This window comes from Bacillus haynesii, assembly GCF_014042035.1.
Taxonomy (GTDB): domain Bacteria; phylum Bacillota; class Bacilli; order Bacillales; family Bacillaceae; genus Bacillus; species Bacillus haynesii.
On record NZ_CP059494.1, the window covers coordinates 1,393,959 to 1,418,348 of the forward strand.

Consider the following 24,390-nt stretch of genomic DNA (forward strand, 5'->3'; position numbering starts at 1 on the left):
ATTATAGCTTATTTATTTAACAAAGTGAATGAGAGATTTTCCATTTTTAGCATGTGAAAAGCCGCAGTCAATCTGCGGCTTTAGTGAATGTTCTTATTCATTTGTTTAATGGCGGCTTTTTCCAGCCTTGAGACCTGGGCTTGGGAGATTCCGATCTCATCAGCGACTTCCATTTGCGTCTTGCCTTGGAAGAAGCGTTTTCTGAGAATCATTTTTTCCCGTTCATTCAGCCGTCTCATGCCTTCTTTTAAGGCGAGCTCTTCGATCCATTGCGAATCCTTGTTGCGCTCATCGCTGATTTGATCCATGACATAAATCGGATCTCCTCCGTCATTGTAAATCGGCTCAAACAAAGATACAGGATCTTGAATGGCGTCAAGCGCAAAAACAATTTCTTCATGGGACACTTCAAGCTCTTTAGCAATCTCCTGAGCCGTCGGCTCCCTGCTTGTCTCACTGATCAGCCGTTCTCTCACTTGCAGCGCCTTGTACGCGATATCCCTGAGTGACCGTGAGACGCGGATCGGGTTGTTATCGCGCAAATATCTGCGGATTTCTCCGATTATCATTGGTACAGCATATGTTGAAAACTTAACATTGTGGCTCAGATCAAAATTATCAATTGATTTCATTAGTCCGATGCAGCCGACTTGGAATAAGTCATCAACATATTCTCCTCTGTTGTTAAACCTTTGAATGACGCTTAAGACAAGGCGCAAATTGCCGTTAACAAGCTTTTCTCTTGCTGTTGTGTCTCCTTCATCCTGCATTTGCTTGAACAACTTTCTCATCTCTTCGTTCTTCAGTACGGGCAGTTTTGATGTATCAACCCCGCAGATTTCAACTTTATTCCTCGACACTTTTTTCCCTCCCTACAGGAGCTGCTGTACAAAGTTCAGTATCTCCTCGGGTGGGAAAAATATGCATCGTTAATTTCCAAAAATAAGAAGATCGAGTCAAAAACCCTTGACTGTCAACGCTTCAAATTTCATAAAAAAATTAAACCATTTTATTGAATTCTTTTCGCAGCCTTTTAATAATTCTTTTTTCAAGCCGGGAAATATATGACTGGGAGATCCCGAGCATATCGGCAACGTCTTTTTGCGTTTTTTCTTCTCCTCCGACAAGTCCGAAGCGGAGCTCCATGATCTGTTTTTCTCTGTCATTGAGCTGTTCAAGCGCTTTTTTCAGCAGTTTCTTATCAACGTTTGCTTCGATATCTTTTGTAATAATGTCGTTTTCTGTTCCGAGCACATCTGAGAGAAGCAGTTCATTTCCGTCCCAATCGATGTTCAGCGGTTCGTCGAATGATACCTCTGAGCGAATTTTATTGTTTCTTCTTAAATACATCAAAATTTCATTTTCAATGCATCTGGAAGCATATGTAGCCAGTTTGATTTTTTTCTCGGGATTAAAGGTATTCACCGCTTTGATGAGGCCAATCGTGCCGATGGAGATTAAATCCTCGATATTGATGCCGGTATTTTCAAATTTTCTTGCGATGTAGACGACCAGCCTGAGATTTCGTTCAATCAAAATCGCTCGTGCCGCCTGATCACCGTCAGGCAGCTTATGGAGAAGCACCTGCTCTTCATCTTTTGACAATGGCGGGGGCAGCGCTTCACTTCCGCCGATATAATAAATTTCGTCGCTTTTCAGCCCCAGTTTGATTAAAAGTTTGTACCATAGATAGGTTAACCTTAATTTTAGTTTTTTCATCTTCCTCCCCCTTCTAAATAAACGTTTTCAGGAGTATGATAATGTAACAGCCTTCAAGTTTAAGAAACGTGTTTGACCGGGTTTCCGGCCAGCATTTTCGGATGGACGATGGCGTCAAATTCGCCGTCAGCGGAAAGCGGTGATGTGCTGATGCCAATCAGGCATTTCGGCGCTTCAATCACCTCTCTTTCCGTACAAATGAGCACATGATCCGGCTTTAAGCAGAGCAGAAACTGATGCTGATGGCCGACCCCGCGGTACGGAATCAGGCGGATTCGCCCGATATAAGGCAGTGTTTCATCAAGTTTCCCGACGGCATCAAGCGGGCTCATTTCCTTGATGATCACACTCGCCTCTTCTCCCAATACACCTTTCAATTTTTCAATATTGACGATCATGACGGGCGTTTTTGTGATTGGGTCGTAGAGCTGGTTTCCGGAGTCAATCAATCCGGTGAAATGAAGCGTATGTTCATCAATGCAGGCCTCTAGGCGGACGCGTTCTTCGTATTGAATTTTCTTCGTTTCGGCATCTTCAAAACGCTTTTTTGAAAACAGCCATACAGCCGGAAAACCCACACCGACAAACAGCCAGCTGACGGGGTCTCCAAAACCGGACCAACTCGTCATAAAGACGCCGTTTTCCATGATCGAATCCGTTTCAAGCAAAGAATGCGCTCCGATAATCCCCCCTCCCATTAAAAAAGTGGCAAAATAAAAAGAAAACAAATTCTGCAAAAAAAAGCGGAACCGCTTAAAACCAAATGTCACAAGAACAATCACAACCGAAAACGACAGTTTGCCTGCAGGATGAAGGACGTACGGCGAAAAAGGTGTAAACATAAACAGAACGATGCTTGACGCGACAAACGCCCCTAAGATCAGCCTCCGCTTTTTAACCCTTCGCTTTAAAATAAATGCGGTCATCATTAAAAGAAGCAAGTCAAAACAAAAGTTTAACAGCCATATCGCATCTAAATAGATTTCCACATCCTTCCCCTTTCTGCGGCTCGATGACCTTAGTGTGTTTTCCTAAGTATAAATCAAGCCCAAAGGTAAAGTCTGTCAATTAATGTTGCGCAAATCGTACATTTTTTGAAGTTTTCGTACTGAATTTGTCGATCATAAAACGAAAAAAACGCTGCCATTGAAGACAGCGTCTTTTCACCTTTATTTTAGCTTTTCATTGATATACAGTTTGCCTTTTGCCGTTTGTCTCGTTTCATTGCCGTAATCATCCCGGACAATGACCTCGATTTCCGCTCCTTTTGCTTTTGCGGTTGAAGTCGCAGTCCAATATCCTTCATACTTGCCTTTTGAGACTTCTCTGATCGGCAGCTCCGTTACGTTTTGGGCGGCGGTTTTGAAATTGGTAAGCGGCATTCTGATCACAAAGACAGCATCCAAATCAGCGGCGCTTTCAAACTCGATTTTCACGGTTTCTCCCGTTTTGAGCTCGAGATCTTCGGCCGGTTTCAAACCGGTGATTTGCGGCGCTTCAAAGTTGACATCTACCGTGACTTTTTTGGTCGTTTTGTTGCCTGCCGCATCTGCTGCCGTTACGTTGATTTCATTTTTGCCGTTGTCAAGCATAATCCTCGCAGAATATTCGCCATTGTCAACAGCCGCTTTTTTGCCGTTTACATGAACAGATTCCAAGTGGTCGTCTGATACAGTTCCTTTCACGGTGACAGTCTCTTTATTGAGTTTTGAGCCGCTTTTCGGCGTATCGATCGTAAGCTTCGGCTTTTTCTGATCAAGGACGATGCGGACCGGTTCTGAAGCATCCGTCGTGCCGGAAGCCGATGACGATTTGGCGGTGATCACATTTTCTCCTTTATTCAACGGAATCTCTTTTGAGAAAGTGCCGTCCGCCCCAGTTTCCGCCGTTCCGGCTTCTTCATCTCCGTTAAAGAGATGAACGGTCGTGTTCGGAGACGATGTCCCTTCGATGACAGCGTTCTTTTTATTGGTGATGAATCCGTCTTTAGGAGACGTGATCACAGGCACCGCCAATTCATAGTCGACCAAAGCGCGGATCATAAAGTTGCCTTGGTCTGATGGCGCTTTTGACCATGAGCCGTCCGTATACTGCCAGTTGCGGCCGGAATATTCCCCGTCTTCGTCTGTAGCAAGTCCAGGTGAGTTGGCCAGATCTTCTGTCTGGATGTACACGAGGTAAAAGTCTTTTTCGACGATGATGCCTTCGTCACCCAAATCAACGGTCGTCCATTCGCCTGTGCGGAGCGCTTCAGCCTTGAACGGGCCGGCGATTTTTTTGCCCGGAGAGCCTTTTTCACCCGAAGCATCGTAGACTTCGACTGCAAAATCAGTGCCGCCCGGATCAGGGAATTCTGTATCCCAGAATTTAAACAAACCTCCTTGCAGCATGGCTTTTTCCTGCCCGTTTTCGAGCGTCATTTTAACGGCCAGCCCGTTGCCGGATTCATAGAAAGCCCAGGCGTTTTCCCCGGTTCCGTCGTCATAGCCTATTTCCCCCGGATAGCCGATGAAAGGATCGAGCTCGATATCTTTCGAGACATCTCCTTTTAAATCAACGGCAAACTCGCTGCTGTAATATCCGTTTGCAGAGACCTTTACCGTATACGAGCCTTCATAGGCCGTTAATGAATAGCTTCCGTCGCCGTCCGTCTGGACTGGTTTTACAGCTGCATCTTCAACGATATACAGCTTTGCATGTCGGACGGGTTCGCCCGTTTTTTTGTTTTTTATCGATCCGGTGACCGTCCCTTTCTTCAGTTCTTTTAAGACAAAGTCTGCCGTCGTTGTCTTGTCGGTCTCGATTTTTACGGTTTGGGTATTTGATTCATATCCGTACGCTTCTGCTTTCAGCGTATAGGTTCCAGGTGCATGAGCCAAACTGTATGCGCCTGTTGCCTGGTTGGAATATGTCGATTTGCCCGTCTCCAGCACACTGACCTGAGCGCGCACCGGAAGAACCGCAGGAGCTGCTTTTTTCGTCTCAGGATGTTCTTGAACGGCTTCTGCCGGTTTTGCTTTTTTCGGATCAATCGTTTGTTTCTTCGTTTTCTTATCCTTCATTTTGGCCGGCTGTTTTTCAACGCCCAGTCGTTTTTTCGTACCAGTGCTCTTCACTTCCTTGACAAGCGCTACATCATCGATATACAGCCCGTCACCCTCAATGCTGTCGTCAGATTGAAGGTTGAACATGATCTTAATCGTCTGTCCCCCGTATTCCGACAAATCGATCTGTCCGTCTTTCCATTCTGATGTCTTGCCGCTGTACTCGGCAGCCGGGATCCATTCATCTTTTCCTTCAGGCTGTACGTAAACGAAGCCGTAATCAAAGTCCTCTTCAATATCGTGCCAATATTTGTATGTGAGATAAAGCTTTTGATTTTTTGGAACGCTGACAGGAGGCATGAGAAGATTCATATTGGCCGAACTTTCATACGGCCCTGTCAGATTTGTTGCGAATACGTTTTTTCCCGATGCTGCGGCGTTCGGGCCTGACTGAGGAACTCCGCGCTCCCATGAATTCTTCACGCCTGATGTGAGCCAGCCGCTGGCGGAATTCTCGAAATCTTGTTTATACCCTGTTGTCACAGCCGGGGAAATCGGGATTTCGTACACTTTGGATTCCGTTTTGTTTCCTCCGAAGTCGGTGACAATCCACTTGTAGGAAAGGACTTTCCCTTCAGAAACGGATGCGGCTGCCTTGTACGTTCCTTTTTTATAATCGCCGGAAGTTTGTTTGGCAGCGATCGTCTCCCAATCTGAAGTATCCGTTTTATAGCTCAATTTGACCGATATGATGCTGACATCATCTTCCACATCAACTGTAAGAGGCGTTTCCGAGCCTGAGTAAATTTCATTGATCTCTTGATGGTGTAAGACCGGCGGATTTTTGTCTTCGCCTTCTTTTCCGACTTGTCCTTCCGCTCTGCCCAACCCGTCTGTGACGGCGGACACCGCGTCAAACACGTTCACGAGCCCGTGGCCGTATCCGTTGTTCGGCGATTCGGTAAATTTGCTGTCTGTGAGCGGTGTTGCAGTTTCCATCAAAATCTTTTCAGTCTCATCAACGGTGATCGATGAATCGGCTTGCTTGATAAGAGCGGCGGCGGCGGCGACATGCGGGCCAGCCATTGAAGTGCCGTCCCAGCCGTCTTGATAGCCGCTTCCAGGTACAGATGAGCGAATATTGACGCCAGGCGCCGATATTTCAGGCTTGGTCTCATCATACGGGGAAGGACCTTGAAGTGAAAAGTCGCCTAAGCGATTATCGATGTCTGTCGCTCCAGTCGCGAACGCTTCGGGGTAGTTTGCCGGATTGGCAATCGAAGCAGGTCCTCCCGGATTGGCGAAATCAACGTTCCCCGCAGAGAATTCAGGGAAGATGCCTGCAGCCCGCCACGCTTTTACGATATCCCTGTAAAACTCATCAATCCCGGCTCCCCCTGACCACGAGTTATTGACAACATCCGGAGCCATTTCAGGGTGCGGGTTGCCGTCTTTATCTTTCGGCGCCAATATCCATTCACCCGCTGCAAGAAGATCTTCGTCCGTACCGCCTTCATCTCCAAAAGCTTTCACGGCAATCCACTTTGCACCAGGCGCCACACCGATTTGGTTTTGACCGTCAGGCTCTGAACCGACCATCGTCCCGGTCACATGCGTGCCGTGCTCCAGATCGTCAAACGGTTCAGAAGCGCCTGAAACCGCATCATACCAGCTGAATTCGTGATCAGGCTGATCAGGATGCTGCGGGTCATATCCGCGGTATTTTTCTTTCAAGGCCGGGTGATCCCACTGCACACCCGTATCAATTGACGCGACAACCGTGCCCGTTCCGTCATATCCCATTTTCCAGGCTTTTGGTGCGTCGACTCGATTGATATTCCATTCGATTTCTTTTTCATCCTTAGCTGCTGATTTTTTTACAGACTGTTTAGCCGGTTTGATCAGCTGCCTTTTTTCGTTCGGGAGCACCTTCTCTACTTCCGGAAAAGCCGCTACTTGTTCCATGACCTCTTTCGTCGCATGGACAGCCATGCCGTTAACAATATAATAGGAGCGGATTTTTTTTACGTTCCCCTGTTTTTCCTGCTTTTTCAAATAACGTTTCAGATCACTTTGCGTCTCATCCGCTTTGACTCTTAAAGCGGAGACAACAGCCGAGCGCTTTTGATATTCTGTTTTAGCCGCGCTCAGCGACTTTTTCTTCGCGTTCTTTTCCGCCTGCTTGGCCACTTTTGGTGTATCGACTTGATCTTTCAGTTTAATCAAAAATGTGACTTGATCTTCTTTTTTGAACTGTTTGACAAGAGATTTCGAAATTTTTTCCTTACTTGCAGCTGCTTGTTCTTTCATGGAAGTAAGCGCAGGCTTTGCCGCGGCATCTGAAACGGCGGGCATGAACAGCGAGCCGATTAACAAACCGCTTAAAATGGTGGAAAACGCCTTTTTTCTCAGTTTTCTTTTCAAATGAACATCCCCCTTTTTTATGAAATTGGCTGGATTTGTCCGTCCTCCCCTCCTTGTGGATGCCTTGTCTGACTTTGATGTAACTTAAATATAGTAAAAAATGGTTAATTTTTTTGTCGGTATTTGTCAAGGCCATGTTTAAAATTAGATAAAAAAAGGACAAAACCTTAAAGCGGTTTTGTCCTTTTTTATCATTTTGTTTTTTTAGCTGCGTCAAAAGCTTTTAAAGCGTTGACTAAGCCGTATCCGTAGCCGTTGTTCGGCGATTTTTTAAACGTTTTGTCAGTCAGAGGCATCGCCGTATTCAGCAGGATGCGCTCGATTTCATCGACTGTGAGGTCCGGATTGGCTTCCCTCATTAAAGCGACGATGCCGGATACATGCGGGGTCGCCATCGATGTTCCGCTCATTGCAGCATACTTGTGTCCCGGATAAGCAGAGCGGATGCTGACGCCCGGTGCGGAAATATCGGGCTTGATTTCGTCATATGGTGAAGGCCCTTGCAATGAAAAGTCGGCTAGCGCGTTTGCGCTGTCAACTGCGCCTACCGCAAAAGATTGCGGATAGTTGGACGGGTTCTCAACTGAACCCGGTCCGCCCGGTTCAAATTCGCTGACATTGCCTGCTGCGAATGCAGGAAAGATATCTGCTGCCCGCCAAGCTTTGACGATATCCAAATACCATTCATTGAGTCCGCGTTCCCCTGCCCATGAATTGTTGACGACATCGGGAGCCTTTTCAGGGTGCGCTTTTCCTTTCGCATCTTTCGGGGCCAAAATCCATTCCCCTGCAGCCAAAAGGGATTTTTCATCTCCGCCGTCCTCTGAAAAGGCCTTGACAGCGATCCATTTCGCCGTCGGCGCGATACCGATCTGGTTTTTACCGCCGGCTTCTGAGCCGACCATCGTGCCTGTCACATGTGTGCCGTGGCCCAAGTCGTCATATGGGGTTTTCTTATTGCTTGTCGCATCAAACCAGTTGAACTCATTGTCGGGACTGTTCGGTTTAGAAGGGTTGTAGCCCCTGTACTTTGTTTTCAACGCCGGATGATCCCACTCAACGCCGGTGTCAATTGAAGCGACGACGGCGCCTTTGCCTTTATAGCGCTTTTTCCAGACATCCTGCGCATGAACCTGCTGAATGTTGGAAGCAGGGGTGCGATCCGCGGATGTTTTTGATTCTACCGTAGGTTTTTCGGTGTTGCCCAGCTTAATTTTTTGATTGGGCAGCACTTTTTCAACCTCAGGAAATGAAGCCGCTTTTTCCATCACATCCTTTGTCGCCGTCACGGCGATGCCGTTTACAATATAGAAAGATTCCACTTGCTTTGCTGTTCCTTTTTTCTCTTCCTTTTCCAAAAACGATTTCAAGTCTTTTTGAGTTCGCTCAGCTTTTGTACGCAGGGAAGTCAGCACGGCTGAACGTTTGATTTCTTTTACTTTTTTCACTGTCATAACGCTTGCTTTCGCCCGCTTTTCAGCCGCTGTTGCCGCTTGCTGAAGATTCGCCTGGTTTTTCATTTTAATTAAGAAAGTCACTTTATCTTCTTTCTCAAAACGTTTGTAAAGAGCGCTTGATATTTTACTTTCTTCCTTGGCCTTCGCTGCAGTGCCTGTTTCAGCCTGCACGGTCACCGGAGCGAGAAGTGAACCGACGAGTGCAGCGCACATGAATGTGCGGAATAATGGCTTTTTCTTCACATGACATCCTCCTTTTAGCAATAGCAAATATAGTCGTTTCTTGCGTTTCTTTGTCTAGAAACAGAAACTATTAATAATGGTAAAAGAAAAGACTTGTAGATATTGTCGTATTTTGTCATTTTTCCTCTATCGGTTTGTAAATTCGTTCTTTTTACATATGACTTGTTCACCGTTCATAGTTCGGTCAGATGACAAGACGAAAGGAAAATCCGTGCATCCAGGAGAAAAGAGAGGGGTTAGATGCAAGTCTTTTGAGGGAGATGCTTCGACCTGGATGACAATTGATGCTTTGGGAGGAGCATTTATTCTTCGTGGACTGTTTTCACGCCTATAAGGTGAACTACAGATTAATTGTTAATTTGTATTTGGTTTAATTAAAAATCAGTTATCGGAATTCTTTAAATTAGGAGTCTAGAAAGTTGTACTGAGTGGGGAATTCAGTGTGGCACAAGCGATTAGCAGAAATAGCTAAGAATGTTTAAAAACAAATTAAAAGAAAAAATAATTTAACAAGTTTTGTCATATACATTGCTAATGTTTTTAGATCTGCTGATTAATTTCATTACATTTAAATAATAAAAGGCTGCTGATTCGATATCAGCAGCCTTTCTTTCTCTTCACTAACACTATTTGTTTCCCTGAAAGCTGATCAATTTCTTTATACTTTTAATTAGTATTTATAAGTACAAATTAAATTTTAATCAGCGTTTATTGCGGTTTCTTAAGAAAGTCGGGATGTCAAGCGTATCCTCGGCAGGCTGAGATGGGCTGCGATGCGGCATGCTTGGCTCCTCGCGCTTCGGCTCCCGTTTCGGAGCAGGCTGATGATGCTGTTTTAAGCCTTGGTTTAAAGTTCTCTGCGGCTTTGTTGCATCTTGATCCTGTTCGATAAAGCCGGTCGCGATGACCGTAACGACGATCTCGTCTTTTAAGTTTTCATTGATGACAGATCCGAAGATCATGTTGACGTCCTGGTCAGATGCAGCTGCAACAATGTCCGCTGCTTCCTGAACTTCGTAAAGGCTTAAGTTGGTTCCGCCTGTAATGTTCATCAGCACGCCTTGGGCGCCGTCAATCGCCGTTTCAAGCAGCGGGCTGGAAACAGCTTTTTTAGCGGCTTCTGCAGCGCGGTTCTCACCTGTCGCTACACCGATACCCATCAGTGCAGAACCTTTGTTGGACATGATCGTTTTGACGTCAGCAAAGTCAAGGTTGATCAGTCCAGGTGTTGCGATCAAGTCTGAAATGCCCTGAACACCTTGGCGGAGAACGTTGTCCGCTTCGCGGAACGCTTCAAGCATCGGTGTGTTTTTATCGACGATTTCAAGAAGACGGTCATTCGGAATGACGATCAGGGTGTCGACGGCTTCCTTCATTGCTGAAATACCGCCTGCTGCCTGAAGCTGTCTTTTTCTTCCTTCAAAGGTAAACGGCCTTGTTACAACGCCGACAGTCAATGCGCCCAGATCTTTTGCGATTTGTGCGATGACAGGTGCTGCGCCCGTTCCTGTTCCGCCGCCCATTCCGGCTGTGACGAACACCATATCTGCACCTTTCAGCGCTTCTTCAATTTGTTCTTTGCTTTCCTCTGCGGCTTTTTTGCCGACTTCCGGATTGGCTCCGGCGCCGAGTCCGCGTGTCAGCTTCGCACCGATCTGCATTTTCGTTTCCGCTTTTGAAAGGTTGAGAGCCTGAGCATCCGTGTTGACTGCGATAAACTCGACTCCCTGAACGTCATTTTCGATCATCCGATTGACGGCATTGTTACCGCCGCCACCTACTCCTATTACTTTAATCGATGCTAAGCCGTCTATATTTGTTTCAAACTCTAACATGCTAAATCCTCCTAATCCGTCGAATGACTAATCTCTATTCCCAAAAGAAGTTAAATATTTTCTTCATTTTGCTCGGCTTTTTCTCAGCTTGAGCCTGCTGCTTGGATTTTGGCTTCGGTCGCTGCTGCACTTCTTTTTGATGTGTTGCCGCGACTTCCTGAACCGCTTGTTCCGGCATCTTAAAACCTACTTTTCTGCCTTGGATTTTTGCGTTGCGGTAAGCGAATTGGATGAGGCCGACTCCTGTCATGTATTGAGGTTCTCTTACACCGATATAATTCGGGCTAGCCACTCTGACGTTATTTTGAAGAACATCCTGTGCGAGGCTGAGGACCCCCGGCATTCCAGCCTGTCCCCCTGTAAGCACAAACCCTCCCGGCAATTCTTTTATTCCCATGTTCCGCAGTTCCTCTGCCACGAATAAAAAGATTTCTTCGAGCCTGGCTTCTATAATGTCTGCCACTTCCCGCTGAGTAAAGGTCTGCTTTTGGTCTGTCCCGATCACAGCGACTTCAAATGATTCCTCTTCCGACGCTTCTTCATAGAAAGCATGTCCAAACTGCTTCTTCACCCGCTCAGCTTCGTCTGTGGAGGTGCGCAATCCGATTGAAATATCCTTGGTGATGTTTTCTCCTCCCAGGGGTATGACACGGGTCGCAAGAAGGTGGCCGTCCTCAAATACGGCAACCGTCGTCGATCCTCCCCCGATGTCGATTAAAGCCACTCCGAGGTTCTTTTCGTCCTTTGATAAAGCGACCGATCCGGCAGCCAGCGGCTGAAGGCAAATATCCGTTATTTCAATTCCCGCTCTTTCCACACAGCGGAGCAGGTTATGTAAAATCGTTTTTGAGCCCGTGATCAGCGATCCTTCCACTTCAAGGCGGACGCCGAGCATCTTTTTCGGATCTGTGATATCGCCTCTTCCGTCAACGATAAACTGTCTCGGAATCACATCGACGATCAGCTGTTCAGGCGGGATGGAAACGACTTGAGCGGCCTCCATCACCCGGCGCACGTCTTCAACGTGGATTTCTTTATTCTCGCTTGAGACAGCCACAACACCGTTCGTTTCTTGAATATGGATGTAGTTCCCATTAACCCCGACGATCGCGTGGGTCAGCGGAAAACCTATCATTCTTTCTGCTTGTTCAAACGCTTTTTTTATAGAATGAACCGTTTCATCTATATCAACGATTGATCCTTTTTTCAGCCCCTCTGAGGGAACATTTCCGACTCCGATAATGTTAAGAGAATCGTCTGACATTTCACCGACGATCACTTTAATATTGGACGTACCGATGTCTAGACTGACGTAAAGTTCATTGTTGTTCATTCTATGGCACCTCCTCACATTTCAGTCAATTCTATTCTATTATTTGCCGAACAACAATACAATGAATCTGGTTTTACAAGTGTGTAACAATCAATACAAACCAATACGCTTCGTTTTTAGTTTTAGGATTACTGTGAATATTCGTGATATCCTATGTATATCCTCTTTTAAAACCGATTTTTTTTAATTTTTTCTCCTCGAGGCCGTCCATTTGGCGAGCAGTATTCTTCTGATGACCGCGATGTTTTGAAAAAGCCTCACGCCAAATGCAAACATACCGACTAAATACAAGTCTACACCAAGATGAACGCCCAGAAAAGCCAAACTTATGGCGAGAATAATATTGAAGAAAAAGCCTGTCACAAAAACTAGTTCATCATATACACTTTCCAAATGGGCCCTTATTCCCCCGATCAAAGTATCGAGCGATGCCAGAATCGCCAGGGACAAATAATTTGAGTACTCATCCGGAATGGTGAAGTTCGTGCTGAACCCGATTGTAATTCCGAGCAAAAGCCCTAAAACCGGAAGCCACATTAGGAATTCTCTCCTTTTGATTTTTCGAGCGGTTTCAATGGCGCAACTTGCATTGAACCTTCGTAAGCTTTGATTTTGATTTGTTTTTCAGGCCTTTTGATTTGCAAATCCAGATTTTCTCCCGCGAACAGATCCTGCAGGGATGAAGCATTCATTCGGCTATATAGTTTATCGGCGTTTTTGCCGATGACTTTTACCGTTATCGGATAGTTGTCCAAAGGATATCCGTCTATTTTGGTTGTTCCGTTGATATCCCGGATCACCGTCGTGTTGACGACCCTTCTGTCATTGATGGATATTTCTTCCGCTTCATACATATTCAGTTCATTAATCAGCTTTTTCAGAAGGTCGGGAGGGGGATTTTGAATGGGTTCTCCCGTCAGTTCTTCCGAGAAGAGCTGAGAAATGGTGATGATGATTCCGTTCCCTGTAACATCTGTGAAACCGGCCTGTTTTTTTAAGTTTTGAAGCGTTTCATTCAACGCTTTTGTCCGCGAGGTTTCTTCTTGATGACTGTATGTGTTCAGCATTTTTTCATACTTGTCAATTTCGCTGATCAGATCAAGCTGTTTTTTCTGTTCTTCCTTCAGGTCTTCCCTGAGGTCCCAAATGTCCCGCGTATCGCGGACCTTCGGCGCTTTCAGCGAATTGAACTGCACGGACAGCATAATTCCGAAAATGAGCATCAGGATGCTCAAACTGATGAAACGATTATTTTTCTTCAACGTCCGCCCACCAACTTTTCAACGTTCATTCCCCCTGCTTTAAAAGGGGCTCCATCTCGATTTTATCTTGTTTTTCGATGCTGACTGAAATATGATCGCGGCTCAGCTGATCCACAAGCCCCCCTGCAATGTTCAGCGCCGGCATCAGCACATCCGCATCCCCGATGGCAGAAATGACAAACGGCGCCGGATACTGGTTACCGTCAACCGTAATGACAGGGCCGTTGCACGATATATAGGAATGATGTGTCACGCGCTGCCCGTTGATCGACACCGCGGCCGCCCCGGAAATCCACAGCTCATTGAGCAGGCGGAAAATGTGGCTTTCATGGACGATATAGTTGTTGACATTCTCACCTTCCGGTATGTAAGAAGCGTCTTTCAGCGTCACTTTGATCCCTTCGCCCTGAACGCCGATTTCCCCGACGAACATTCTGTACCTCTCAACATCTTCCACAATATTGTAATACTCTTTTTTTTCCTTTTTCAAAGCCGCCTCTGTTTTCTGTACTTCCTGCTGTTTTTTGTAAAGCTCCTGTTCCAGCTTCTTATTTTGCTTTTCCTGGGAAATCAGCCGGTCGCGTAAGGAATATTCCTCTTTCCAATTTTCGGCGGTTTCTTCATGGTCTTTGTTTTCCCTGGCGAATTGATAGGAGAAAGACAGCAGGAACCCGAGGACAAGCATGGCGAGTGAAAGATTGACTGTGTGTCTCTTCAATTTCCGTCTCCCTTTTTGCTTTCATCCGTTTTTTTCAGAGGTTCAAAATAAGTCGCGACTTCCATATGGATAATGCCTTTTTCCCCTTTCGGCAGCTCTTTTACGATCGCCGGATAGCTGTTCATTTTCTGTCCGAACGTTTTCAGCGAAGCCGTCACGATATAACCGTCATTCATATACAGCCTGATCAGCCAAGGGTTTGATTTTTGAGGCGTATAGTTGATCTCGGAAATCGATTTTTTCACGGAATCGGAAAGCTTGTTCAGCTGTTTTGCCATTTGAACGAGCTTTTCGTCTTCCTCCCAGTTATTAAGGGTCGGTCCGATGTCAGTCGGCGTCACCTCTTCAGGAAGCACCGTGCCGTTTTCAAGCACGGAGTAGTACACATTGTGTTTTTGCAAAAATGCAATGCTTTTATACTCTTCGATGGAGATGGCGATTTTGTTGGGCAGTTGTTTAGAAATTTCGGCTTTTTTGATCAGTTTATTCTGCTCGATCTTTTCTGCGGCTTTTTGCTTGCTCAGACTCCAGAATTCCGTCTGTCCTTTATGGATCGAAGAGAGGGAAATGATCTGGTCTTTTGAAACGTTTTTGTTTCCTTTAATCTCTACCGTCGAGACCTTGCTGATCGGCGTCTGCAGGTAGATGATGATCAGCATCATCGTGAAAAAGAGCAGAATAAACGTGATCAGCCGGCGGTTTGCCTTTTGCTTTCGCTGTTCTTTAATTTTGGGAATCCGTTCTTCTATATTCACTACTTTTTCTTTATCAATACCGGGTTTCACGTAGGCTCACCTCAGGTTAATAAAGCAGACAAAAAGATTTTTATTTGCTTATTTTTGTTCGAAAAAAGACGCGCTTCCCGACATATGAAAGCACGGGGCAAGCTAAAAAGCTTCCGTTTAGCGAAACAAACGACATACTAGGATGCCGTTTGCTTGTTTGTTTCATACATTATATCATAAGGCGATCTGAAGCAGAGAGGCCGTTTACCGTTTTTCTCCGATAATTTCGACCTCAGTGTGCATGTCGATATCGTATTTTTCTTTAATCGTTTTTTGAATGAATGCAATCAAATCAAGGACGTCTTTCGCTGTTGCACCGCCTGCATTGACAATGAAATTGCCGTGCATCTCTGAAACCTTTGCCCCGCCGATCTGATGACCTTTCAAACCTGCCTCTTCAACTAGCCGGCCCGCATGTTCAGGCAGCGGGTTTCTGAAGATACTGCCTGCGCAAGGGTTGGACACAGGCTGCGTTTCTTTTCGGTAGTCTTTGTTTTTCTGCATCTGTGCGACGATCTCATCGCGTTCTTTTTGCTCCAATTGGAGAACGGCTTCAAGACAAATGCCCGGCCGCTCGTTTTGAAGAATGGACGTGCGGTAGCTGTATGCCATCTCTTCATTCGTCAGCCATTCGATCGTTCCGTCTTCAAAAAGGATCAATGCTTTCACCAATACCCTGCTGATATCAGAGCCGTGGGCGCCGGCATTCATGTAAACCGCTCCGCCGACCGAACCCGGAATGCCTGCGGCAAATTCAAGGCCGGAAAGCCCTTTTTTGCTGATGCCTGTCGCAAGCCTTACGACAGAGTAGCCCCCGCCGACCGTCACTTGCTCGCCGTCGATTTCCATATGGTCAAGTCCTTGGCCGAGCTTGATGACGACGCCTCTTATCCCTTCATCGAGGACAAGCAGATTCGAGCCTCTGCCGATGGCCGTCCACTTGACGCCGTGCTTCTTGATCACCTTCATCGTATCTTTGACAGCTTGAATGTTTTTCGGAACCACCAGCACATCAGCCGGTCCTCCGATTTTAATCGTTGTATGGTTGCTGAGCGGCTCGTTTTCCAGAACTTTGCCGACTTCAAGTTCTTTTAATTCTTGTATCACCTTATCCATCGAAAACCTCCAAAATCCTTCTGACTTATCATTTTGCATGATGTTTCAGTTCTTTCAGCACATTGTACAAGCGTTCCGCGGCGTCCGGCACGCCTAGCGATTTCGTACGGCTGCTCATCTCTTTCAACGTCTTTTCGTCTTGTAAAATATGATCGATCGCCTGAATTAAGCGGTCTCCATTAAGCTCTGATTCTTTTAAAACGACTGCGGCGTTCTGCTCCCCTAGTGAGCGTGCGTTCACTTCCTGGTGGTTGGCCGTAACATACGGACTCGGAATCAGAACGCTTGGAATCCCGAGCGCGGTAATTTCCGCTATTGTCGTCGCACCTGCGCGCGCCACGACGACATCGAACTCTTTTAAGTACTCGGGCATTTGATGGAGAAACGGCTGAACGACCATATTCTGAGCGGCGCCTTCTTTGTCAAGCGCAGCTGTGACTTTATCATAGTGAACTTCCCCTGTGACATAAAGAACCTGGTAATCCCGCTTTTTTAATTCGTTTTGCATCGCGATGACCGCTTCATTGATCGGAGCGGCACCGCGGCTGCCTCCGAAAATAAGGACCGTTTTTTTGCCTTCTGAAAGACCTAAAGCGGTCAGGGAACGGCCCCCTTTTATAGAGACGACTTCAGACGCCCTCGGGTTTCCTGTAAAAACAACTTTTTCAGCAGGAAAATGTGTTTTCGCTTCATCAAAACAAATCGCTACCTTATCAACATATTTGGATAAAAACTTATTGGTGAGTCCGGGAAGGCTGTTTTGTTCGTGGATAATCGTCGGGATCCCCAGTTTTGAAGCCGCGTACACCACGGGTCCGCACACGTAGCCGCCCGTGCCGATCACTGCGTCGGGCTTAAACCGTTTTAATTCTTTTTTGCATTCTTTTACGCCCTTTAAAAAACGCATGACGGTTTTGACGTTTTCAAATGACAGTTTTCTTTTAAAACCCGTAATTTCAATCGCTTTAAAAGGGATCCCTTCCCGCTCGACGATATTTTTCTCCAGGCCTTTTTCGGTTCCGATATATAAAAACTCAACATCTTCGTGATGCCTTTTCACTTCTTTAATAAACGCAAGGGCGGGGTAAATATGGCCGCCCGTTCCGCCTCCGCTAACAACAATCCGCATCTGTTCTCCCCCTTATTCCTTATGTACATGCCGATAACCCTGCTATCTCGCAACAGGGTTATCGCCGAAATCTAGTATCTAGAATACCTGCTGACATTCAGCAGCACGCCGACCGCCATGAGCATCAAGGTCAGTGATGAACCGCCATAGCTTAAAAACGGAAGCGTAATGCCTGTAACAGGAATCAGGCCGGTCACGACGCCGATATTGATCATAACCTGAATCGCTATCATCGAAATGACGCCGACGGCGACAAAACTGCCGTATAAATCGGGCGCACCGAGCGCGATTCTGATGCCTCTCCACAGTAGAACGCTGAAGAGCAAAAGAATCAGCGATCCGCCGATAAAGCCGAGCTCCTCTGATAAAATCGCAAAAATAAAATCTGTCTGCGGCTCAGGCAGATAAAAAAACTTTTGCCTGCTCTGGCCGAGGCCGAGGCCGAACAGCCCGCCGGGCCCCACCGCATAAAGAGACTGAATGATTTGAAAGCCGCTTCCTAAAGGATCTTCCCAAGGATTCAAGTATGAAGTGATCCTTTTGATCCGGTACGGCGCCGACAGCACAAGGCCGACAAAGCCGCTCAGGCCTAGAAGACCAAGAAAAACGAAGTGCGAAATTCTCGCCCCCGCGACAAAGATCATAATGATGCATGTGCCGACCATCACGGTTCCTGTTCCGAGGTCAGGCTGCATCATGATGATCAGAAAAGCTGAAAAGACAATGCCCAGCGCCGGCACAAAGCCTTTTCTAAACGATGTAATCTTCTTTTGCTTTTCAGATAAAAACTTGGCCAAAAATGCGATCATCGCGAGCTTCATAAACTCGGACGGCTGAATGCTGAAAGCGCCGACTCCGATCCAGCTCCTCGACCCGTTCCGTTCCATGCCGATCCCGGGAATCAGGACGATGATGAGCAGAAAGAAACATACAATGATCAGTATTTTCGCATAAGTCCTCCACGTCCAGTAGTCGACGTTCATGATGAAAAACATGGCGATGACTCCGACGCCGGCAAACAAAAGCTGCCGTTTCGCAAAGAAAAAGGAGTCGTCGTATTTGTAAGTCGCCCATACCGCACTGGCGCTGTATACCATAATCAGTCCAATTGTTAAAAGCAATAGCGTAATGATAACCAGCAAAAAATCCGGTGACGTTTTTTTTGTTTGCAAAGCCGAACACCCCAAGCTCTAATTCTTAGGGCTATCTTTACGAGACAAGCCCTTATTTAAGCATATGCACGGCGTTTACAAACATGTCACCACGTTCTTCAAATGTTTTGTACTGATCCCAGCTCGCACAGGCCGGGGACAGAAGAATGACATCTCCTTCGTCTGACAGGCTGAACGCCGCAGTTGCTGCTTGTTCAACATTATCGACACGTTTAACCTGTTGTATTCCCATTTCTTCGGCCAGCTTCTCAAACTTCGGCGCGGTCTCGCCGAATGTGATCACCGCTTTGACAAAAGACATATGCGGCTTTAGTTCATCAAATTCATTTCCGCGGTCAAGCCCCCCTGCCAGCAAAATGACCGGCTTTTGAAAGGCGGACAGCGCTTTTTTCGTCGCAAGAATGTTTGTCGCTTTGCTGTCATTGTAAAACAGTCTGTTTTTGATCGTCGCGACGTATTGCATCCTGTGCTTTACACCGGTAAAGCTCGTCAGCACCTTACGGACGGCCTCATCGGAGACGCCTGCGGTTTTAACGATGCAAAGGGCGGCCAAAATGTTCTCCAAATTGTGCTCTCCCGGCAAAACGACGTCTTCCACCGGCATGACCGGTTCGCCGTTAAACATGATCACGCCGTCTTTCACGCACGCTCCGCGCTCAAGTGTCCGGCGGACAGAAAAATACACCTTCTCCGCTTTTGAACATTCGGCGAGCCGGACGACTGTCTCATCGTCCAAATTGACAACGGCAACGTCTGTTTCCGATTGATTTCGATAGACCTGCTGTTTGGCAAGCTCATAATTTTGGCGCGAATGGTGATAATCGAGATGGGCATCAAATACGTTTAATAATAATCCGATTTTCGGTCTGAATTGATAAGTCCCCATGAGCTGAAAACTTGACAGCTCTGTCACAATCCATTCGTCTCCCCTGGCCTGATTGGCCATTTCGCTTGCCGCCGTGCCGATATTCCCAGCAACGAGCGCTTTTTTCGAATCGGCTTTCAGCATTTCATAAACAAGCGTTGTCGTTGTCGTCTTACCGTTTGAACCGGTAATGCCGATGAACGGGGCATCTGTCAGATGGTAGGCAAGTTCAACCTCCGTCCAGACCGGTATACCCCGCTTCAGCGCTTCTTCGACCATCACGTTTTCATAGCGGATGCCCGGGTTTTTAATCAGAATGTCGATCGAATGAAGATCAAACAGTTCCGTCGGATGAGAGCCGCAGACGACTTCCACCCCTTTTTCCGCGAGAATCCGCGCAGGTTCATTTTCCTCAAAAGGCAGCTGGTCATTCACGACAACCTTTACGCCTTTCTCATGAAGGATCGAAGCGGCAGCATATCCGCTTTTCGCCAGCCCGAGTACGAGCACATTTTGATTTTGCAATAAATCTTGAGTATCCACTTATAACCACACCTCGATGTAAATTCCTAAGACGGCTAGCAGAAGCCCCGCTGTCCAAAAAGTGACGACAACTCTCCACTCAGACCATCCGACAAGCTCGTAATGATGGTGAAGAGGGCTCATTTTGAAAATTCGTTTGCCGGTCGTTTTAAATGAAATAACCTGCAAAATGACAGACAGCGTTTCAATGACGAATACTCCGCCGATGATGACAAGCAGGATTTCCAGTTTCGTTAAAATCGCAATCGTCACAATCGCGCCGCCGAGGGCAAGCGACCCTGTATCTCCCATAAAGACTTTCGCGGGGTGCGCGTTAAACACAAGAAATCCTAACACCGCTCCGACAACGGCAACCGCGAAAATGGCGACATCGTATTGCGACTGGTTCCACGCCAAAATCGCAAACGCACCGAACGCGATGGCGGCGGTACCCGACAACAGACCGTCAAGCCCGTCAGTCAGGTTAACGGCATTTGAACCGCCGACAAGCATAAAGATGACGAGCACCGGATAAATCCAACCGAAATCAAACGACAGCTCTGTTCCCGGAATGCGGATGTCAGTCGGCAGCCCTTGGAAGTGGTAGACGGCATAGAATACCAGAGCAATCACGATTTGGCCGATCAGTTTTTGTTTGGATGTGAGTCCAAGGTTACGCTTCATCACGACTTTAATATAATCATCAAGAAAGCCGAGCAGACCGTATCCAACCGTAACAAACAAGAGGAGGATCATGTTCATGCTCACTTCGGAAAATTTCATCGTCATAGCAATGGTCGTCGCGATAATCGACAATATGATCATGACGCCGCCCATCGTCGGCGTTCCCGATTTTTTCTGATGGGATTTCGGACCTTCCTCACGGATGCTCTGCCCGAATTTCAGCCTTCTTAAAAACGGAATGAAAATCGGAGATAAAAGAACGCTGATTAAAAAGCCCATGATAATGGTAAATAGAATTACTTGTTCGAGCATCGTTCTTCTCCCCTTTCCGCTTGATATAAGAAGCAGCATACGCATTTATCATATTCACTGTTTTTTTTCATATGTTGATTTATTTCATCCATCAATTTCAACAACTCTTTCCTGTAGTTCTTTTTCGATTATTTCAGCTCAAGAATGGCTCTTTTGGCCACTTCAGCGTCATCAAAGTCAAAAGTTTGACCGCCGATCTGCTGGTAAGTTTCATGGCCTTTGCCTGCGATCAGGACGACATCGCCTTTTTTGGCGTTTGCAATGGCAAAAAAGATCGCTTGCTCGCGGTTGACGATGCTGTGATAGTAAGCCCCTTTTACGCCTTCTTCCATATCGTTTAAAATGGCGAGCGGGTTTTCGCTTCTCGGGTTATCGGCTGTAAAGACCGGTTCATCAGCAAGGTCAACGGCGATTTTCGCCATTTTCGGACGCTTCGTCTTATCACGGTCTCCACCGCAGCCGACGACGACAAACAGCTTTCCTTCCGTTAAGCCTCTGCACGTATTCAAGACATTTTCGAGGCTGTCAGGGGTATGGGCATAGTCGACGATCACCGAAAAGTCCTGGCCTGCATCCACAAGCTCAAATCTACCTCTGACGCCTTTCAGCCCTTCAATTCCTTCCGTAATCGTAGCAAACGGGATATCCGCTGCGATCGCGATCGCGGCGGCCGTTAAAACATTGTAGACGTTAAACAGGCCGACAAGCGGGATCGTCACTTGGGCAGAACCTTTGGGCGTCACCATGTCAAAGGTTGTCCCCTTCGGAGCCATTTTGATATTTTCAGCCTTGACATCGGCATCATTTTGAATTCCGTATGTCAAAAGGTGTGCTGACGTCACTTGGGCGAAATAGGCTGATGCAGGGTCATCCGCATTCAGCACGGCCCACTTCGGTTTTTCGTGGTTAAAAGAACCGCCGAGCTGCGAGAAAAGCAGACTTTTGGCATGTTTATATTCTTCCATTGTCTGGTGGTAGTCAAGGTGGTCCTGGGTCAGGTTCGTAAATGCGGCGATATCGTAATCACACCCGTGTACCCGGCCCATGTGGAGAGCGTGTGAAGATACTTCCATGACGGCTGTATCCACATCCTGATCAACCATTTTTCTAAACGTTTTTTGAAGTGTGACACTTTCCGGCGTCGTATTTTTCGCATCGAACGTTTCGTCATGGATTTTCGTGTACATCGTGCCGATCAGTCCTGTACGGCTCCCGGCTTTTCTGAAGATCTCCTCCACCATGTGAGAAGCCGATGTCTTGCCGTTTGTGCCTGTAATGCCGATCAGCTTCAGCTGTTTCGTCGGCTGGCCGTAAAAAGCGTCCGACAGCACGGCAAGCGCTCTCTTCGTATGACGGACGATAATCACCGGCACATCAGCGTCGACTTCCCTTTCCGCCACGATGGCGGCAGCCCCTTTTTCAGCGGCTTGCCGGGCGTAGTCATGCCCGTCGACTGTATAGCCTTTTATACAAACAAAAAGACTCCCTGTCTTGACTTCCCTGGAGTCCATCTCAATTGAAGTTATATCAGGGTCTTCTTGGCCGGCATAGGAAGGTGCATTTTTTAAATATGTAAGAAGCTTTGTTAATTTCATCGTATCAAACCTCTCAAGTCTAATCATTCTTCATTCGTTGTCATATTTTCCTGCGTTGATTCGCCGCACGAGCTTCGTGCAGACATACAGTTCATATTTTAGCGTAAAAAAGAGGATACATCCAGCTAATCCTTTAAAATCTATATATTTTTTAGGAGGAACGGCCCCATACATCCAGCCAGTTGCCGCTCCTTATCATGATCCGAATTAATCAGAGGCTCCGTCTTCGCTGTCAAGGTAAATGCGAACGGTTGATCCTTCTTTTACTTTTTCGCCCGGCTTAGGGGACTGCTGAACGACGACATCGCCTTCTCCGGAAGCTTTCAGCCTGAGGTTGATCAGCAACGGTTCAAGCTCTGTCACGGAAAGCCCTATAAGGTTCGGGACCTCGATCAGCTTTTTGTCCAGCCACTGATATTCGCGTTCAATCTGATCTTTCCGCTTCTCAACACCGAGCTGCGGAAGGCTGTCTCTCATGATGTTTCCGACGATCGGCGCTGCAACCGTACCCCCGAATTGAATCGTGCCTTTCGGGTTGTCGACGGCGACGTAGACGACGAGGCTTGGATCATCTGAAGGAGCCGTTCCGATAAATGAAACGATATGGTTGTTTTTTAAATATTTCCCGTCTTTGACTTTTTGCGCCGTACCCGTTTTGCCACCCACCCGGTAGCCGTCGACGAAAGCGTTCCGCCCCGTCCCTTGGGCGACAACGCTCTCCAGTGCGTAACGGATCTGTTTGGACGTCTCTTCAGAAATCACTTTTCTTTTGGCGATCGGCGTCTGTTTTTTTACTGTTTGTTTTGTCACGGGATCAATCCACTCTTTGGCAATATACGGCGTATACAGCGTTCCGCCGTTGACAGCTGCAGAAACAGCTGCGACCTGCTGGATCGGTGTCACCGATACCCCCTGGCCGAAAGCGGTTGTCGCCTGCTCTACAGGACCGACGCGGTCAAGAGGGAATAAGATTCCCGTTCCTTCGCCTTGCAGATCGATTCCGGTTTTTTGTCCGAAGCCGAAATTTTTAATGTAGCTGAACAGTTGTTCTTTGCCAAGCCGCTGACCAAGCTCAACAAATCCTGGGTTGCACGAATTTTGGACGACTTCAAGAAACGATTGTGCGCCGTGTCCGCCGCGCTTCCAGCACTTCAGTCTTGCACCGTCAACTTCAACTGAACCTTTATCATAGAAGTGATCTTTTTGGAGGTTGACTTTGTTCTCCTCCAAAGCTGCGGCAAGCGTGATAATTTTAAAAGTAGAACCGGGCTCATATGTGCTCCATACAGGCAAGTTCCGATTATAGACTTTAGGATCGATTGATTTGTAGTTTGCGGGATCAAAGTCCGGCCGGCTGACCATCGCCAATATCTCTCCGTTTTTCGGGTTCATCGCCACACCGACCATTCCGTCCGGATTATACTTCGCTTCTGCAATATCAAACTCCCGCTCCATGATCGTCTGCACCTTTGAATCGATCGTCAGCTTCATATCAAGCCCGTCTTTCGGCGGGGTATAGTCATCCGCCTCACCCGGCATCCTCTTGCCTTTTGCGTCAGAATAAAATTTCACATAACCTTTTTCACCTTTCAGCTCTTTGTCATAAAAGGCTTCGAGGCCGAGCAGACCTTGGTTGTCAATGCCCGCGAATCCGAGCACGTGGGACAAATAGCTGCCGAAGGGATAATGGCGAACGGAGTCTTCTGCAATATACACGCCTTTCAAGTTGAGATCTCTGACTTCTTTTGCTTTCTCATGGGAAATTTTCCGGCCCTCGGGATTGATCCTTTCAATCGATGTTTTTTTTGTGACATGTTTGTACGCTTTTTCTTCCGACATATTCAAAACGCTGGCCAGCAGTTTGCTCGTTTTGATCGGATTTTCAACCTGCTTCGGAACAACCAAAACCGATGGCGCGCTTTGGTTTGTCGCCAGCTTAACGCCGTTCCTGTCCAATATTTCGCCCCTTTCCGGCTCAAAAGGAAGGTTCCGGCTCCACGAATCTTTTGCTAAAGTCGTCAGTTTATCCCCCAGAACGAACTGAACGTATCCTAGCCTTGTATCAATAATCAAAAAGATGATCACACCAAAAAGCAGAACGAATATTAAACGTTTTCTGACCGTTACATTGGAAACGCGCAAGAGACCGTTCACTCCTTATTTAGGCTTGTTTCA

The 24,390-nt window shown here is 46.9% G+C and carries 18 protein-coding genes; all 18 read right to left on the bottom strand.

Going from position 1 to position 24,390, the window contains the following annotated elements:
• Positions 1–80 precede the first annotated feature (80 nt).
• Complete coding sequence (gene sigG, locus H2R00_RS06855; RefSeq protein WP_003181576.1) at positions 81–860, bottom strand: RNA polymerase sporulation sigma factor SigG; 780 nt, start codon at positions 858–860, stop codon at positions 81–83.
• 139 nt (positions 861–999) lie between these two features.
• Complete coding sequence (gene sigE, locus H2R00_RS06860; protein ID WP_006638262.1) at positions 1,000–1,719, bottom strand: RNA polymerase sporulation sigma factor SigE; 720 nt, start codon at positions 1,717–1,719, stop codon at positions 1,000–1,002.
• A gap of 59 nt (positions 1,720–1,778) precedes the next feature.
• Positions 1,779–2,708, bottom strand: coding sequence for a sigma-E processing peptidase SpoIIGA (gene spoIIGA / locus H2R00_RS06865; RefSeq protein ID WP_182070718.1), 930 nt, complete (start codon positions 2,706–2,708; stop codon positions 1,779–1,781).
• 180 nt (positions 2,709–2,888) lie between these two features.
• Positions 2,889–7,187, bottom strand: coding sequence for a S8 family peptidase (locus H2R00_RS06870; protein WP_182070719.1), 4,299 nt, complete (start codon positions 7,185–7,187; stop codon positions 2,889–2,891).
• 191 nt (positions 7,188–7,378) lie between these two features.
• The gene (locus H2R00_RS06875; RefSeq protein ID WP_154997793.1) at positions 7,379–8,887 is read right to left on the bottom strand and encodes a S8 family serine peptidase; all 1,509 of its coding nucleotides are present in this window, start codon (positions 8,885–8,887) and stop codon (positions 7,379–7,381) included.
• Positions 8,888–9,588: 701 nt separating this feature from the next.
• A complete protein-coding gene (gene ftsZ / locus H2R00_RS06880; protein ID WP_182070720.1) occupies positions 9,589–10,722 on the bottom strand; it encodes a cell division protein FtsZ in 1,134 nt (377 codons plus the stop codon).
• 34 nt (positions 10,723–10,756) lie between these two features.
• On the bottom strand, positions 10,757–12,055 hold the full coding sequence (gene ftsA, locus H2R00_RS06885) for a cell division protein FtsA (protein ID WP_076789653.1): 1,299 nt from the start codon (positions 12,053–12,055) through the stop codon (positions 10,757–10,759).
• 183 nt (positions 12,056–12,238) lie between these two features.
• On the bottom strand, positions 12,239–12,592 hold the full coding sequence (locus H2R00_RS06890) for a small basic family protein (RefSeq protein WP_003181559.1): 354 nt from the start codon (positions 12,590–12,592) through the stop codon (positions 12,239–12,241).
• Positions 12,592–13,317, bottom strand: coding sequence for a DUF881 domain-containing protein (locus tag H2R00_RS06895; protein WP_182070721.1), 726 nt, complete (start codon positions 13,315–13,317; stop codon positions 12,592–12,594). Before H2R00_RS06895 ends, H2R00_RS06890 begins: the two co-directional genes overlap by 1 nt.
• 25 nt (positions 13,318–13,342) lie before the next feature.
• Positions 13,343–14,035: a DUF881 domain-containing protein gene (locus H2R00_RS06900; protein WP_182070722.1), complete on the bottom strand. Its 693-nt coding sequence runs from the start codon at positions 14,033–14,035 to the stop codon at positions 13,343–13,345.
• The gene (locus H2R00_RS06905; RefSeq protein WP_020451304.1) at positions 14,032–14,820 is read right to left on the bottom strand and encodes a cell division protein FtsQ/DivIB; all 789 of its coding nucleotides are present in this window, start codon (positions 14,818–14,820) and stop codon (positions 14,032–14,034) included. Before H2R00_RS06905 ends, H2R00_RS06900 begins: the two co-directional genes overlap by 4 nt.
• Positions 14,821–15,024: 204 nt before the next feature.
• Positions 15,025–15,936, bottom strand: coding sequence for a UDP-N-acetylmuramate dehydrogenase (murB, locus tag H2R00_RS06910; protein ID WP_154997800.1), 912 nt, complete (start codon positions 15,934–15,936; stop codon positions 15,025–15,027).
• Between the two features lie 28 nt (positions 15,937–15,964).
• Positions 15,965–17,065 carry an undecaprenyldiphospho-muramoylpentapeptide beta-N-acetylglucosaminyltransferase gene (murG, locus tag H2R00_RS06915; protein ID WP_154997802.1) on the bottom strand — a complete coding sequence of 367 codons (1,101 nt, stop codon included), beginning with the start codon at positions 17,063–17,065 and terminating at the stop codon, positions 15,965–15,967.
• A 71-nt stretch (positions 17,066–17,136) separates the two neighbouring features.
• Entirely contained in the window at positions 17,137–18,237 is a 1,101-nt protein-coding gene (gene spoVE / locus H2R00_RS06920; protein WP_154997804.1) for a stage V sporulation protein E, read from the bottom strand.
• A gap of 52 nt (positions 18,238–18,289) precedes the next feature.
• Positions 18,290–19,645 (bottom strand): UDP-N-acetylmuramoyl-L-alanine--D-glutamate ligase, encoded by a 1,356-nt coding sequence (gene murD, locus H2R00_RS06925; protein WP_154997806.1) that lies wholly within the window; start codon positions 19,643–19,645, stop codon positions 18,290–18,292.
• Positions 19,646–20,620, bottom strand: a complete 975-nt coding sequence (gene mraY, locus H2R00_RS06930) for a phospho-N-acetylmuramoyl-pentapeptide-transferase (protein ID WP_154997809.1) — start codon at positions 20,618–20,620, stop codon at positions 19,646–19,648.
• Positions 20,621–20,748: 128 nt separating this feature from the next.
• Complete coding sequence (locus H2R00_RS06935) at positions 20,749–22,215, bottom strand: UDP-N-acetylmuramoyl-L-alanyl-D-glutamate--2,6-diaminopimelate ligase (RefSeq protein ID WP_182070723.1); 1,467 nt, start codon at positions 22,213–22,215, stop codon at positions 20,749–20,751.
• A gap of 207 nt (positions 22,216–22,422) precedes the next feature.
• On the bottom strand, positions 22,423–24,357 hold the full coding sequence (locus tag H2R00_RS06940) for a stage V sporulation protein D (protein ID WP_182070724.1): 1,935 nt from the start codon (positions 24,355–24,357) through the stop codon (positions 22,423–22,425).
• Positions 24,358–24,390 lie beyond the last annotated feature (33 nt).

Excerpts from the sequence above, each read along its gene's own strand:
- murB (WP_154997800.1), bottom strand. The coding sequence starts at position 15,936 with ATGGATAAGGTGATACAAGAATTAAAAGAACTTGAAGTCGGCAAAGTT.
- murG (WP_154997802.1), bottom strand. The coding sequence starts at position 17,065 with ATGCGGATTGTTGTTAGCGGAGGCGGAACGGGCGGCCATATTTACCCC.
- sigE (WP_006638262.1), bottom strand. The coding sequence starts at position 1,719 with ATGAAAAAACTAAAATTAAGGTTAACCTATCTATGGTACAAACTTTTA.
- H2R00_RS06890 (WP_003181559.1), bottom strand. The coding sequence starts at position 12,592 with ATGTGGCTTCCGGTTTTAGGGCTTTTGCTCGGAATTACAATCGGGTTC.
- ftsZ (WP_182070720.1), bottom strand. The coding sequence starts at position 10,722 with ATGTTAGAGTTTGAAACAAATATAGACGGCTTAGCATCGATTAAAGTA.
- H2R00_RS06935 (WP_182070723.1), bottom strand. The coding sequence starts at position 22,215 with ATGAAATTAACAAAGCTTCTTACATATTTAAAAAATGCACCTTCCTAT.
- mraY (WP_154997809.1), bottom strand. The coding sequence starts at position 20,620 with ATGCTCGAACAAGTAATTCTATTTACCATTATCATGGGCTTTTTAATC.
- ftsA (WP_076789653.1), bottom strand. The coding sequence starts at position 12,055 with ATGAACAACAATGAACTTTACGTCAGTCTAGACATCGGTACGTCCAAT.